At 42.7% G+C, this 14,343-nt stretch carries 11 protein-coding genes; 6 read left to right on the plus strand and 5 right to left on the minus strand.

Annotated elements, in window-relative coordinates:
- Window positions 1–238: 238 nt before the first annotated feature.
- From FHS24_RS01050 to FHS24_RS01065, 4 genes are all read left to right on the plus strand, one after another.
- On the plus strand, window positions 239–1,489 hold the full coding sequence (locus FHS24_RS01050; protein WP_406947786.1) for an acyl-CoA dehydrogenase family protein: 1,251 nt from the start codon (window positions 239–241) through the stop codon (window positions 1,487–1,489).
- Window positions 1,490–1,666: 177 nt separating this feature from the next.
- Entirely contained in the window at window positions 1,667–2,950 is a 1,284-nt protein-coding gene (locus FHS24_RS01055; protein WP_183617965.1) for a phosphotransferase family protein, read from the plus strand.
- Window positions 2,951–3,034: 84 nt separating this feature from the next.
- Window positions 3,035–3,790, plus strand: coding sequence for a histidine phosphatase family protein (locus FHS24_RS01060; RefSeq protein ID WP_183617967.1), 756 nt, complete (start codon window positions 3,035–3,037; stop codon window positions 3,788–3,790).
- Window positions 3,791–4,003: 213 nt separating this feature from the next.
- Window positions 4,004–4,873 (plus strand): SDR family oxidoreductase, encoded by an 870-nt coding sequence (locus FHS24_RS01065; protein ID WP_183617969.1) that lies wholly within the window; start codon window positions 4,004–4,006, stop codon window positions 4,871–4,873.
- A 118-nt stretch (window positions 4,874–4,991) separates the two neighbouring features.
- Here the strand turns inward: FHS24_RS01065 and FHS24_RS01070 are convergent, their stop codons facing one another.
- From FHS24_RS01070 to FHS24_RS01090, 5 genes are all read right to left on the minus strand, one after another.
- A complete protein-coding gene (locus FHS24_RS01070; protein ID WP_183617971.1) occupies window positions 4,992–6,692 on the minus strand; it encodes an AMP-binding protein in 1,701 nt (566 codons plus the stop codon).
- Between the two features lie 701 nt (window positions 6,693–7,393).
- A complete protein-coding gene (locus tag FHS24_RS01075) occupies window positions 7,394–9,091 on the minus strand; it encodes an AMP-binding protein (RefSeq protein ID WP_183617973.1) in 1,698 nt (565 codons plus the stop codon).
- A 398-nt stretch (window positions 9,092–9,489) separates the two neighbouring features.
- Complete coding sequence (locus FHS24_RS01080) at window positions 9,490–10,278, minus strand: ABC transporter permease (RefSeq protein WP_227671766.1); 789 nt, start codon at window positions 10,276–10,278, stop codon at window positions 9,490–9,492.
- 26 nt (window positions 10,279–10,304) lie between these two features.
- Complete coding sequence (locus FHS24_RS01085; RefSeq protein WP_183617981.1) at window positions 10,305–11,102, minus strand: ABC transporter ATP-binding protein; 798 nt, start codon at window positions 11,100–11,102, stop codon at window positions 10,305–10,307.
- Window positions 11,103–11,122: 20 nt separating this feature from the next.
- Complete coding sequence (locus FHS24_RS01090; protein WP_183617983.1) at window positions 11,123–11,716, minus strand: hotdog domain-containing protein; 594 nt, start codon at window positions 11,714–11,716, stop codon at window positions 11,123–11,125.
- A 317-nt stretch (window positions 11,717–12,033) separates the two neighbouring features.
- Between FHS24_RS01090 and xthA the strand changes: the two genes are divergently transcribed.
- Together xthA and argJ are read left to right on the plus strand one after the other, a co-directional pair.
- Window positions 12,034–12,858: an exodeoxyribonuclease III gene (xthA, locus tag FHS24_RS01095; RefSeq protein ID WP_183617985.1), complete on the plus strand. Its 825-nt coding sequence runs from the start codon at window positions 12,034–12,036 to the stop codon at window positions 12,856–12,858.
- A 127-nt stretch (window positions 12,859–12,985) separates the two neighbouring features.
- Window positions 12,986–14,209, plus strand: coding sequence for a bifunctional glutamate N-acetyltransferase/amino-acid acetyltransferase ArgJ (gene argJ, locus FHS24_RS01100; protein WP_183617987.1), 1,224 nt, complete (start codon window positions 12,986–12,988; stop codon window positions 14,207–14,209).
- Window positions 14,210–14,343: the final 134 nt, after the last annotated feature.

Genomic DNA, 14,343 nt, shown 5'->3' on the forward strand with positions numbered 1-14,343 from the left:
GTGACGTTTTAACGTTTCATTTTTTAGTCGTGCATTGTTTGCATTTTGTAAAAGGCGTGTCCTAGCGGGTCGCGCCTTTTTTGCTGTTTAATTATAAATGCTGTGTTATAAATGTGGCATACAGAACAGAGTATACGTACGTACACTATAATATTTTATTAAAATTTCAGTGTGAAATTTATTAAAGTCATTAACCATGAGTAAAGAAAAGGAAGTCATTATGTCTAGTAATACCTTAATGTTTACGGCAACAGAACATGGTCAAGCCATGCATGCTAAAGTTAAAGCCTTTATTGAAACCGATATCGAGCCAATCGAAGCACAGTTTTGGGCGGATTGTCATGCGCAAAATCCCGATGGCGACTGGACAAAATGGCATTGGCCAGAAAAATACGAGAGCTTGCGCAAACAAGCACGTGAGGCAGGTCTTTGGAATTTATTCTTGCCTGATGATACGCTCGGCGCTGGGCTATCAGTCACCGATTATGCGCCGATTGCTGAGCTGACGGGCCGCAGCTTACTTGCGCCTTACGTATTCAACTGTAATGCGCCCGATAGCGGCAATATGGAATTGCTATGGCGTTATGGTTCTGAGGATCAGCAAGACAAATGGCTCACGCCAATATTAGAAGGTAAAACGCGTTCTGTATTCTGTATGACTGAACCTGATGTTGCCTCCAGTGATGCGACTAATATGCAAGCTACTGCTGTCGTCGATGGCGATGAGATTATCATCAACGGTAGCAAGTGGTGGTCATCAGGTCTGGGTGACCCTGCAGTTGATATCTTGATTGTGATGGCGTATACCCCTGATGACACTAAAGACCGTCATCATCAGCATTCGATGGTGTTGATACCAGCCAAAACGGCAGGCGTCAATATCGAGCGTATGCTAAAAGTATTTGGTGATTACGATGCGCCGCACGGACATGGCGAAGTCAGCTTTAATGATGTACGTGTGCCCGTCAGCCACTTTATCGGTGGACCAGGTATGGGTTTTGAGATTGCCCAAGGTCGCCTAGGACCAGGTCGTATCCATCATTGCATGCGTTGTATTGGCGCTGCTGAAAAGTCGCTAGAGCTGGCCGTAAAACGCGGCATGGAGCGTACTGCTTTTGGTAAGCCATTGCTACAACTGGGCGGTAACTTTGAGCGTATTGCTGAAGCGCGTATCAAAATTGACCAAGCACGCCTGCTGACTTTATATGCGGCGCAGAAAATGGACGCGCAAGGCACCAAAGCAGCACTCACTGAAATCTCTGCGATTAAAGTGGTTGCACCAACGGTATTGCAAGAAGTGGTCGACATGGCGATTCAAATTCATGGTGGTATGGGCGTTTGTCAAGATACGATGTTGCCTGCTTTCTTTGCGCAAGCACGAGCGCTACGTTTAGCCGATGGTCCTGATGAAGTTCATAAAACCATGATTGCGAAATTAGAATTAAAGCGTCAGGGTTTTAGTCGTTCGTCGAAACCTACTAAAGCCTAGGCTTAGTCTCTAGCAAGCGTATGATTATTGATCTTCATAGCTGTTTTTCTAATTAACAATATAGTCATGCGCTCAACTTAACGTTCAATTAAAATTCACCATTAATCACTTAATGGTGAATTTTTCATCACTGTAATTTTTGATAAAAATAACTGACCACACGATAAGGAATGTCTTATGGCAACTGAATATCCTGCCAACAACAGCGATGCTGACAAACAAACCGTTAATAAAGTCCTAGATAAAGGCGGCGAAGTGCGTGAGGGCGAGGAGCTTGACGCACAGGCGGTTAGCAATTGGCTACGCGAGCAAGGCGTTAATATAGAAGGCGAGCCAACCGTTACTCAATTCTCAGGTGGCGCTTCAAACTGGACTTATCGCTTGCAATATAATGGTCAGGGCACAGACCAAGATTTGATTTTGCGTCGTCCGCCAAAAGGCACTAAAGCCAAATCAGCGCACGATATGGTACGTGAATATACCGTGCAAAAGGCCTTAAAAGACGCCTATCCTTATGTGCCTAAAATGGTCGCGCTATGCACTGATGAGTCCGTCATCGGTGCCGATTTTTATGTCATGGAGCGTATGGAAGGTATCATTCCTCGTGCCAATTTGCCAAAAGGCATTGATTTAGATGTAAAGCAAACGCGTGTTTTATGTACCAATGTCATTGATGCATTGATTGATTTACATCAAGTCGATTATAAAAAGCATCCTGACTTGGTCAACCTTGGGCGCGGTGAAGGTTACTGCGAGCGTCAAGTGACTGGTTGGGATAAACGTTACGTCAAAGCCAAAACGCCTAATGTCCCTAGCTTTGGCCTAGTACGTCAGTGGCTAGGTAAGCATACGCCTGCTGATAGTAAAACCTGCTTGATTCATAATGACTGGCGCTTTGATAATGTGATTTTGGATGCTACTGATCCGACCAAGGTCATTGGCGTACTCGATTGGGAAATGGCAACCTTGGGCGATCCTTTGATGGATTTGGGGAGTGCATTGGCTTATTGGGTCGAAGAAGATGATAACATCATCATGCAGCAGTCACGCCGTCAGCCAACGCACTTAGAAGGTATGATGACCCGTGATGAGGTGGTTGATTATTACCTGCAGCAAACGGGCCTCAAGATAGAAAATTGGACGTTTTATGAAGTGTTCGGTCTGTTCCGTTTAGCTGGTATCGTGCAGCAAATTTACTATCGCTATTATAATAAACAAACCACCAATCCAGCGTTTAAAAACTTTTGGCTCATTGTCCATGTATTACATGCCAAATGTCTCAAGCTGATTGCGCAGTATGAGGGTGAGGCTTTATTCAATACTTATGTGCAGCCACAATTAAAAGAAATTGGTATCGACGCTGCTACCATTGAGCAATTACCAGCTCCTGTACAAAAGGTGGTTAAAGGTATTTTACCAAAAGGTTATTTTGCTAAACCGTCGCCATCATCAGATGAGTAATTATTTATAGAAATGCTGTAGAGAAGCGTTAGAAAACGGTAGGTTAATAACGCATGCAAAAATTATGATAAAAGGTAGTGTTTTATGACAACCATCCTTCTGGCCCGTCATGGTCAGGCGTCCTTTGGACAAGAAAACTACGATCAGCTCTCAAAGCTTGGCGGTATGCAAGCGCAAATGCTCGGTCAACACTATGCAAACACTCAGCGCCGCATCGATGCGATTTTTACTGGTAGCCTGGTCAGGCAACAAGACTCGGCACAGCATTTTTGGCAAAGCTATCAGTCTTGTGTGGGTGATACAGATACGCTTCGCACGCCTGAAATAGATATGAATCAGCCTGATAGCTATGTACTGCCACAATTTGATGAATTTAATCATAAAGATGTGTTAATAAAATCCAATCCAGCTTTTAGTAATCGTGCGGCAATTGCAGCTGAGATCGCGCAAGCAGAAGTGCCTTCTACGCGGTTAGCTGAGCTGTTTGATGCCGCGATGCAGCGCTGGCATGCAGGTGAAAACGATAGTGACTATATCGAGAGCTGGGTGCAGTTTAGTGAGCGCGCAAAGTACGCGCTTGAGCAAGTGCGTCTGCAAGTTGCTAACTTACAGTTGGGTCGTGATGATACAGTGCTGGTATTTACCTCAGGCGGTATTATCGCTGCTATTACCGCGCAGTTATTGCAACAAGGCAGTTCGACGGCGTATCAAATCAATAAAAGCTTGGTCAACACTGGCGTGACGTCTCTTACACTTAAAAATGAGCGCACGCGCTTATTGTCTTTAAATGAATATAGTCATCTGTTTTCTGAGGGCAAGCGCTTTGTGACATGGCGGTAAATTAGTACATGGTCGTAGTGAAGTATTATAAATATGGTTAAAGTTATCAATTAAACCATTACTTAAGCGAGCACTTAAGCCATCATTTAAAGAACGACAAAGCGGTTACTTTAAGCAGGTAGCCGCTTTGCATAATGCTTTTAGGTCATGCCATAGATTTGCGCTATTATAAATGATTGACAGTGTTTTAAATTGACACAAATAGGACGTTCCATGAAAAATACATTGATAAATTTGGTCACCAATAGTGCCAAGCACAGTAAAAATCAGCTATTTAGTGCCATTCAGCCAGCTCGTTATCTAAAAGGCTTGAATAAGCAGCAAGTTGGACGCGGCAAAACAATTTTAATCACTGGTGCCAGCTCAGGATTGGGCGAGGGTATGGCAAAAATTTTTGCTAAACTTGGCTATAATCTTGCTATTTGTGCCCGCCGTACCGACCGCTTAGAGAATTTAAAAGCAAAATTATTGGCTCAATACCCTGATATTCGTGTCGAATATCGAGTATTAGATGTCAGCGATTACGATGCGATTTTTACAGTGTTTGATGCCTTTGCGGCGGATTTTGGGCATATCGATCGTATGGTGGTGAATGCTGGTATCGGTGATAGTCGGCGTATTGGTAAAGGGCGCTTTGATACCAACCGCCGTACTGTTGAGATTAACTTTGTTTCTGCACTCGCACAATGTGAAGCGGCGATGAATATATTCCGTGCACAAAATAGCGGTCATCTGGTAGTGATATCAAGTATGTCGGCGATGCGCGGCTTGCCTAAGCATTTGACCGCTTATGGCGCAAGTAAAGCGGGCTTGGCGCATTTAGCAGAAGGCATCCGTGCTGATATGCTATTAACCAATCTGCCGATTCAAGTGTCCACCATTTATCCAGGCTATGTTCGCACGGAAATCAATGAGAATGCCAAACCTTTACCGTTTGAAGTCGATGCAGAGACCGGCACCACAGCAATCGTTGCTGCGATTGAGACAAGAGTAAACGAAGCTTGTGTGCCAAGTTTACCGTGGTCGATTGTCGGTCAAGCCATGAAGCATTTACCACTACAAGTGGTTAATAAGATCAGCTGATACCAGTTATTTTGCTATTTCTGCTAGATACAGTAAAAGCAAAATTAAAACAACAAAAAGCCCGCTACATTTCATGTAGCGGGCTTTTATTACTTTTGGAACTTTAAAGTCTTAAATGCTACAAAGCTTGTGGATTATCTAGCATATGTTTTTCACGCAATTTTTGGCGTAGTATTTTGCCCACATTACTCTTTGGTAGCTCGCTGACAAATTCGATATGGCGTGGGCATTTATAGCCCGTTAAGTTGTCGATAGCGAACTCTTTGATGTCACTTTTGGTGACATTATTATCGGCAGGGACGATATAGATTTTGACAGCCTCACCTTGATGCTCATCAGGAATGCCGATGACCGCACATTCAACAATTCCTTTGCAATCAAGCATGACCGACTCGATTTCATTAGGAAAGACGTTAAAGCCTGAGACCAAAATCATGTCTTTTTTGCGATCAAGTAGGGTGATATAGCCCTTTTCATCCATGCTGATAATATCGCCCGTACGGAAGTAGCCATCTTTAGTAAAGTCGTTAGTATTGTCTTTATTAAAGTAGCCTGAAAACACATTTGGCCCCTTGATACACATCTCACCCGCCTGATTAACACCTACGTGCTTACCATTATCATCGGTAACTACAATATCTACGCTGGGGCCTGGGGTGCCAATGGTGCCATTAAACTGACGGTCGGTGATAATATTGTTGGTGCCGACGGCTACACATTCAGTCATTCCCCAACCTTCAATCATCGGACAACCAGTGACTTTTAACCATCGCGCTGCTGTTTGTTCGGTCGCTGCCATGCCGCCTGCCTGCGAGATACGTAGCGAGCTAAAATCTAAGTCTTTAAAGTTTGGCTGATCAAGCAACCCTTTAAACAAGGTATTTACCGCAGGGAAAATATGGAACGGTTGTTTTGATAAGGTCTTGATAAATCCAGGCATATCACGTGGATTAGGTATCAATATAAAAGTATAACCCGAACGCATACCGAGTAGGCTCAGCATAAAGGCGAAGATATGATATAGCGGTAACGCCATGACCATATTGATATAAGCCTCGTTAATATCTGAAGTAATCGGGCGATACCACGCTTCTGACTGCATCGCAGCGGCAACGACATTGCGCTGAGTTAATATAGCACCTTTAGACAAGCCTGTCGTACCACCGGTATATTGCAAAATAGCTTTGTGTTGCAATGAAGTTTTTGGCGCTTGGAAAGGTAGGTTTTTACCTTTTTTTAGCACGTCAGGAAATTTGGTGACGTTGTATTTAGGATCATTAAGATTGTACTTTGGCACCAAGCGTTTAACCTGACGGATAACGGTATTGACCAAAATACCTTTTAGACCCATCATATCGCCCATTTTTGATAGGACAATACGCTTGATATCTGTCTCTTCAATGACTTGCTCAAGCGCTTGAGCAAAGTTATCAACCACAAAGATAACCTGAGCGCCTGAATCATTTAATTGATGACGCAGCTCGCGACCGGTATACAGAGGGTTGATAGGCGTACAAACATAGCCTGCACGCAAAATACCAATCATCGTTGGCAGATATTGTGGCACGTTTGGCATCATAAGCGCCACGACACTGCCTTTAGGAATACCTTGCGCTTGTAACCATGCGGCAACGGCAAGAGAGGCTTGATCAACATCGCCATACGTGTGGGTCACGCCCATACAGATGGTCATAGGATGCATACGAAAACGGTTAAAGCACTCTTCATATAGCTCTATAAGACTTTCGTATTGATCAGGATTGATGGTATTTGGTACGTTTGCTGGATATTGAGCAAGCCAAGGCTTATCAATGGTCATACTTAGCGTCCTTAAATGTGCGATAAGTTAAGGTTCTATAAAAAAGTAGTCACGTCCCTGTCAACAATACCATCATCGCCCTATCATCGATGGATTGCCGAGTGTTATCCTATTTATTCACAGACTGCTAAAATACGGTGGCCTTTATACAAATATCATTGATTACAAGATTATTTAATTAAAAAATATTTAACTACCAAGAATTAGCACTTAAGTAGATTAAACGGCTAGTGAGTGCTGTTAATACTAAAGTTAGTACTGAAAAAATATTATATCCAGACAAGGTTGGTCGATTAACCTCAGTTGAAGATACTATCAATATAATTTAATAAATAATAGCGTAACATATTTTGGCAATACATTAACATAACTGCAATTGAATCTGTTATTCCTATACAAGAACTTATTAGTTTATAATTCAGTTTGATAAAACAAAAAAACTGTGTTGCAAGCTAAAGTAGATAAGTGGTTGCTAATATAAGATAAGAGGGCAGTCAAATAATCTAGTACATAGTACTACAAATATAAGTTATTAATTTCAGTAAAAATGTCCTATAAAATTATTAATTTTATCTTAGTTTAGCTAACTGAGTAGTTACAAACCGCAAGGTTTTAGTAGTAAAGAGAAATGGTTAAAGCATAAAAAGAGCGCCCTATAGTGAAGATAGGGCGCTCTTTTTATGACTTCTTTATGAATAAGATTAGCGCTGTGGATTATCAGCGATGTGTTTCTCGCGCAGTTTTTGACGCAGTACTTTACCCACATTACTTTTTGGCAATTCAGTCACAAACTCGATATGACGCGGACATTTATAACCGGTCAAATTATCTAGTGCAAATTCTTTAATAGAGTTTTTAGTGACATTGTTGTCCGCAGGGACGACATAGATTTTGACCGCTTCGCCTTGACGCTCATCAGGAATACCGATAACCGCACAGTCAAGAATGCCCTTACAATCTAGCATGACTGATTCGATTTCGTTCGGGAAGACATTGAATCCCGAGACCAAAATCATGTCTTTTTTACGGTCTAATAATCTAAAGTAGCCTTTTTCATCCATGCTGACGATATCGCCAGTACGGAAATAGCCATCTTTGGTAAAGTCATCACTACTGTCTCTATTCAGATAGCCTGAGGTGACGTTTGGACCTTTAACGCACATCTCGCCAGCTTGATTGACGCCAACACGATTGCCTTCATCATCGATGATGATGACATCAACGCTCGGGACAGGAACGCCAATCGTGCCATTAAACTTACGGTCAGTAATGACGTTGGCTGTACCGACAGCCACGCCTTCAGTCATACCCCAACCTTCAATCATAGCGCAGCCAGTAACCTCTAGCCAGCGCGCTGCTGTTTGTTCGGTCGCCGCCATACCACCTGCTTGCGAGATACGCAGTGAGCTAAAATCAAGGTCTTTAAAGTTTGGATGATCGAGTAACCCTTTAAACAAGGTATTAACCGCTGGGAAGATATGAAAGGGCTGTTTTGATAAGGTTTTAATAAAGCCGGGAATATCGCGTGGATTGGGTACTAAGATGAAAGTATAGCCTGCACGCATACCTAATGAGCTCAGCATAAAGGCAAAAATATGATATAGCGGTAATGCCATCACCATATTAATATAAACCTCATTAATCTCTGAGGTAATAGGACGCGTCCACGCTTCTGACTGCATGGCTCCTGCGACGATATTACGCTGAGATAAAATGGCACCCTTAGATAAGCCCGTCGTACCACCGGTATATTGTAAAAAGGCTTTTTGATCCAATGACATCTTTGGCTTTTGGAAGGGCAAGTGCTTGCCTTTCTTTAGCACGTCTGGGAATTTAGTCACTTCATGCTTAGGGTCGTTGAGCTTGTATTTGGGCACCAAGCGTTTGACTTGACGGATAATGGTATTTACTAAAATACCTTTTAGACCCATCATATCGCCCATTTTTGATAAGACAATACGTTTGATATTGGTCTCATCAATGACCTGCTCGAGCGCTTGAGCAAAATTATCAACCACAAAGATAACCTGAGCGCCTGAGTCATTTAACTGATGACGCAGCTCGCGCCCCGTATATAGAGGGTTGACTGGCGTACAAACATAACCTGCGCGCAAAATACCAATCATCGTTGGCAAATACTGCGGTACGTTTGGCATCATCAGTGCAACCACACTCCCTTGAGGAAGTCCTTGTGCCTGTAACCAAGCAGCAACCGCAAGAGATGCCTTATCAATGTCATCATAAGTATGGGTCACGCCCATACAGATACTCATTGGATGCAGACGAAAGCGGTCAAAGCACTCTTCATAGAGCTCCATGATGCTGCCATATCTATCGGGATCGATAGTTTTAGGCACACTCTTAGGATATTGGGCAAGCCAAGGTTTATTCAACGTCATAGTCAGCGTCCTGGAAGTTCAATTAAGTTTCTATCGTTAAGCAGTCATATCCGTGTCAATAAAAAAACCAGCGCTGACTTAAAACAATTGCCGCTGAGTTTGATAATATCCTTATCTATTGACGGACTACCAATGTCTGTTGTTCAGTTTTGATGAATGATAAAAGCATCGGTTTTAAATGAATATGATCATCTTAAAAGTGACATTCAATTTTAAAGCGTTTTTACCAATTATTCGCAACTAAAAAGTAATGTATCGTCCATATAATAATACATTTAAGCAATACATTAGCATGAATCTAAGTAAAGGCAATATTAGCATGAGCGTACTGCCCAGTACATATAAAATGCGGATAAATAAATTTATTAATTATGCAATAAATTTATGACCAACGGTCGTTATGGTAGGACGAACTGCTGTTTCTTATTAAAAAATCGCCGATAAATCAGTAAAGCGCTTATCGTACAGCCAAGGGTGCTACTGACGCAGATTAAAAACATAGTTACAATCTGATAACGCACAGCTTGGGTGGGGTCTGCGCCCGCAAGTATTTGCCCAGTCATCATACCCGGTAAGCTGACAATGCCGACAACCAGCATCGAGTTTAAGGTGGGCGTCATGCCATTGATGATAGCCGCTCGTATTTGTTCGTGTACCGCTTCAAATGGTTTGGCAGAGAGGCTTAGCATCATCTCGATGCGCCCTTGTTGCCCATGTAGGTTTTCGATAAGCTGGTTGCTGGTCAAGGAGATGGCGGTCAAGGAATTACCAAGTATTAAGCCGAGTATAGGAATGATAAATTGCGGTGTATACCAAGGCTGCACTTGTAAAATAAGGCTAATAGCGATGACCGTAACCAATACTGCTGATGTACTGACAGCGATTAACGTATCAACTAACAGACCTTTATAAGTGCGTTTAACCCGATTTTTGGCAGCGCTACCAGCAATCAAAGTCATGATGGTCAAAATAATTAGGACTTCGTACCATTGTTCCCGAGCAAAAATCCATGCCAATATTAGCCCGATAAAGCTAAGCTGTATCACTGTACGGAGGGCTGCAATGACAAGTGTTTTGGTCAATCTTAGATGTAAAAACCATGACACGAGCAGCACGATGATAATCAAACTGCTGGCAAGCGCAATATCAGCATAAGTCAGTACGATTTGCATGTTATCTGTACTCATCACGGGAGCTCGTTATAAAGGCAAAGTTAATCTACTTTGGTTAAGACGCCTGCTTGCATATGCCAATGCTTATCTGCTAATGGCATAATATCGTGCGTGTCATGAGTCACCCACAGTAATGTGCGCATCGATTCACGACGTAGCCAGCTGATAAGCAAATGCACAAGTTTCGCCGACGTATCGACATCTAAGGCTGCAGTAGGTTCATCCAATAACAATACTTGCGGGTTTAATTGTAATAAACGCAGCGTATTGACCAGTTGCCGTTCGCCACCTGATAAAGTGTTGGCGTCTTGTTGTAAGAAGTCAGGGGTGCGCTCTAAATACTCAAGCTGCTCGATATGCCAGTCGATATTAAAGTGCTTTTGTTGATGGCGTGCTAAGCGATAGGGTAATTGCAAGTTATCAATGACGCTGCCTTCTAGTAATTGAGGCTGCTGCGCGAGAAGGGCAACCTGCGAGCGCCAATGCATGGGTGCTATTTCATGAATGCTATCACGAGTATCCCTATTTTTCGCATCGCTTTGTAGACAAACGTCGCCGGTTGTCATAGGCAGCAGCCCTGCTAGTACGCGCAATAAGACAGACTTGCCACTGCCAGAAGCGCCCGTCAAAACCGTCACTTGCCCAGCCAGTAATGTACCACTGGCACCACTTATCAATGCACGGTTATTAATGGATAAAGCATCGTCGGAAGCTGAACTCTTCTGTCTTTTTGTGAACCATCGGCGGTAAGTAGGGAGCGGAGTCGCACGCTTGCTATGGACCCAAATATCTTCAAATACTAGCATAAAAGCCTTATTATCCGTCTTATTGGCGCTCATAGACTATTCGTTCAATCGTTTTATTTGCCAGCGTGTTGTATGAGCGCTTGCTCAATGGTCTCGCGTAATTTTTGCGGTACGCGAATAGGACGCATAGGTGCACTATGGTTGGCAGTCGCATCAGAACCAGAATCAGATATAGAAGCTGGCGTGATTTGATTTTGTACGCAAGCGATAACGATTTTAGTGCTGCTTAACAAGGTATTGTTAGAATAATTGCTGTTTGAAACAGCAGTGTTTGCCTGAGCATCATCATTTGCATCTACAGTTGGCATTGAGCGATGAATGCTTTGATAAAATACAATACTGGCAGGTTTTAATTCGACCTTATCGATACGTACATTAATGACTTCATCTAATAGAATGGCTTTTTTGTATTGCAGGTCTGCTTGGCTGACGACAAAATGCTGAATCTCACCATCATCGGTCTGCAAAAAATAGCCATTTAAACCAAGCTTGGTAAACCAATCACGGCGACAGTTTTCAAAGAATACTAAATGATTGGCATGGTAAACTATGCCGCCCGCATCAGTATGGTTAATATATACATTATAATCAGTGGCAAATAGCGGTGTGCTTGCGCTAATAGGTGGTGTATGGGTATTTTTATTCATAATTGTCATAATGTTGCTCAGTAAATTTACTTAATAATTTATTTTTAGGGTTTAAATATTTATAGATATGGTTATAAAAATAAAAAAATCGATAACGCATCTGTGGCTGTTTTTAACAGCTACTCTATCGTAAGAGATAAGGGCGTGCAACAGATAGCCTTGCTGATGTCTGTTATCATAAACCTTTATATATTGCCGCTCTGCTTTATTTTATAGCCGCACTATTTAATGGTTACACTTTTAAAGTGTAGGTCGTTTAAATAGCAATACTCTTTTATAGCAGTATTTTGTTTTAATTCATTAGTATAGGACAGTTTATGACCCGTTTTGTCAGTTTTAATATCAATGGTATCCGCGCTCGTCAACACCAGCTAGAGGCGGTGCGAGAGGTAATCGACCCTGATGTAATGGGTTTGCAAGAAACCAAGGTGCATGATGAGCAATTTCCACTCGAAAATGTCGAGAGCTTGGGTTATCACGTCGAGTACTTTGGTCAAAAAGCGCATTATGGCGTGGCGTTATTATCGAAAGTTGCGCCTATTTTTGTGCAAAAAGGCTTTCCGAGTGAAGATGCAGAGGCGCAAAAACGCTTTATCCATGCGCGTTATGTATTTGATGGACGTGAAGTGGATGTGCTTAACGGTTATTTCCCGCAAGGAGAGAGCCAAGATCATCCGACCAAATTTCCTATGAAGCGTGCTTATTATGCAGATTTGATGACCTATATCGATACGCTAAAAGCAGAAGGGCGTTCGCTGATTATTATGGGTGATATGAATATTGCCCCAGAAGATACCGATATTGGTATCGGTGAGGTCAATGCAAAACGCTGGCTGAAAAATAGAAAGACTTCGTTTTTACCTGAAGAGCGTGAATGGTATAGTGACTTGATGTCACGCGAGCTGACCGATACTTATCGTCTGCATTATCCAGAGAGTACCGAATTATATAGCTGGTTTGATTATCGCAGTCGCGGCTTTAATGATGAGCCTAAACGTGGACTGCGTATCGATCACATTTTATGTACGGCAGATCTGATAGACAGCTGCGTCGATGCAGGTATTAGTTATGAGCTGCGCGGCATGGAAAAACCCTCTGATCATGCGCCAATTTGGGCAGCGTTTGACCTAAGTAAAGTATAATAACTTGATTACTAACATCATGTTTTTAACAGCAGGCTTTACAACCAAGAGTGTACAACTAAGATTTTATAAAGATAACTTATAACCAATAAATAATGCATCAGCATTGATGAATAAGGATTGAATGATGGCTGTCGGCAACGTTGCAATACCCAATACGATTTATCCTATTGATGGGATTAAACTAAGCGCCACCGCTGCAGGCGTGCGCTACAAAGACCGCGATGATTTGGTAGTGATTGAAATTGCTGATAGCGCCAACACTGCGGTTGTGACTACTAGAAATACCTTTTGTGCTGCGCCGGTGCGCGTTTTACGTGAACACTTTGCTAAAGCCAGCCCGCGTTATTTAATCACCAATACGGGTAATGCCAATGCTGGTACGGGCGCTGATGGTAAACGCCGCGCGCTTGATATCTGTGGCGCTCTAGCTGCTAAAGCTGGCGTGGATGTCAGTACTGTTTTGCCATTTTCGACAGGGGTGATAGGCGAGCCACTAAACAGTGAAGCGGTTATCGCAGGCTTAGACAATGCCTTAGCTAATTTGGCTGCTGATAATTGGCTGGTCGCGGCCAATGGTATCCGTACGACAGATACCATTCCAAAGCTTGCCAGTGAAAAGGTTGATGTCGATGCTATCAGCTATCATGTTACAGGCATGTCAAAAGGCTCGGGCATGATACGCCCCAATATGGCGACCATGCTGGGCTATGTAGCCACTGATGCCAATATCGCCGCTGATTTATTGCAAGAAATGCTTAGCAAGATTAATGAGCAATCCTTTAACCGCATTACTGTCGATGGTGATACCTCAACCAACGATTGCTGCGTCTTAATTGCAACCGGAACAGCGAGCTCGGAGATTATTGATAGCCCAGAGCATCCGCATTATCAGCCGATATTTGACGCCTTAAAGTCAGTGTTTGTACGTTTGGCACAATTGATTGTACGAGATGGGGAAGGTGCCACCAAGTTTATGACGGTAAAAGTCACGGGTGGCTATACCACGCAAGAATGTTGCGATGTGGCGTATGCGGTTGCCCATTCACCACTGGTCAAGACAGCCTTTTTTGCCAGTGATGCCAACTGGGGTCGTATCTTAGCAGCGGTTGGTTATGCGGGTATCGACGACCTTGATACCGAGCAAGTCGATGTTTATCTAGATGAAGTGATGATTTGTCAAAATGGTGGCGTGGCTCCGAGTTATACGGAAGCGGCTGGCAAAGAGGTTATGAGTCGTCCTGAGATTACTATTCATATTGATTTGGCACGCGGTGATGCTCACGATACCGTTTATACCTGCGATTTATCTTACGATTACGTCAAAATAAACGCGGATTATCGTAGCTAAAAATCATTTATATTTTTATACAAACGCTCAAAGCTGAAATGGTTTTGAGCGTTTTTTTTATGTCCAATACCGAATTATTCAATACTGCGATTTCTCTCATTAATAAATCACTGTTAATAAAAGTCCATGAATAA

This window comes from Psychrobacter luti (assembly GCF_014192115.1).
GTDB classification, from domain to species: Bacteria; Pseudomonadota; Gammaproteobacteria; order Pseudomonadales; family Moraxellaceae; genus Psychrobacter; species Psychrobacter luti.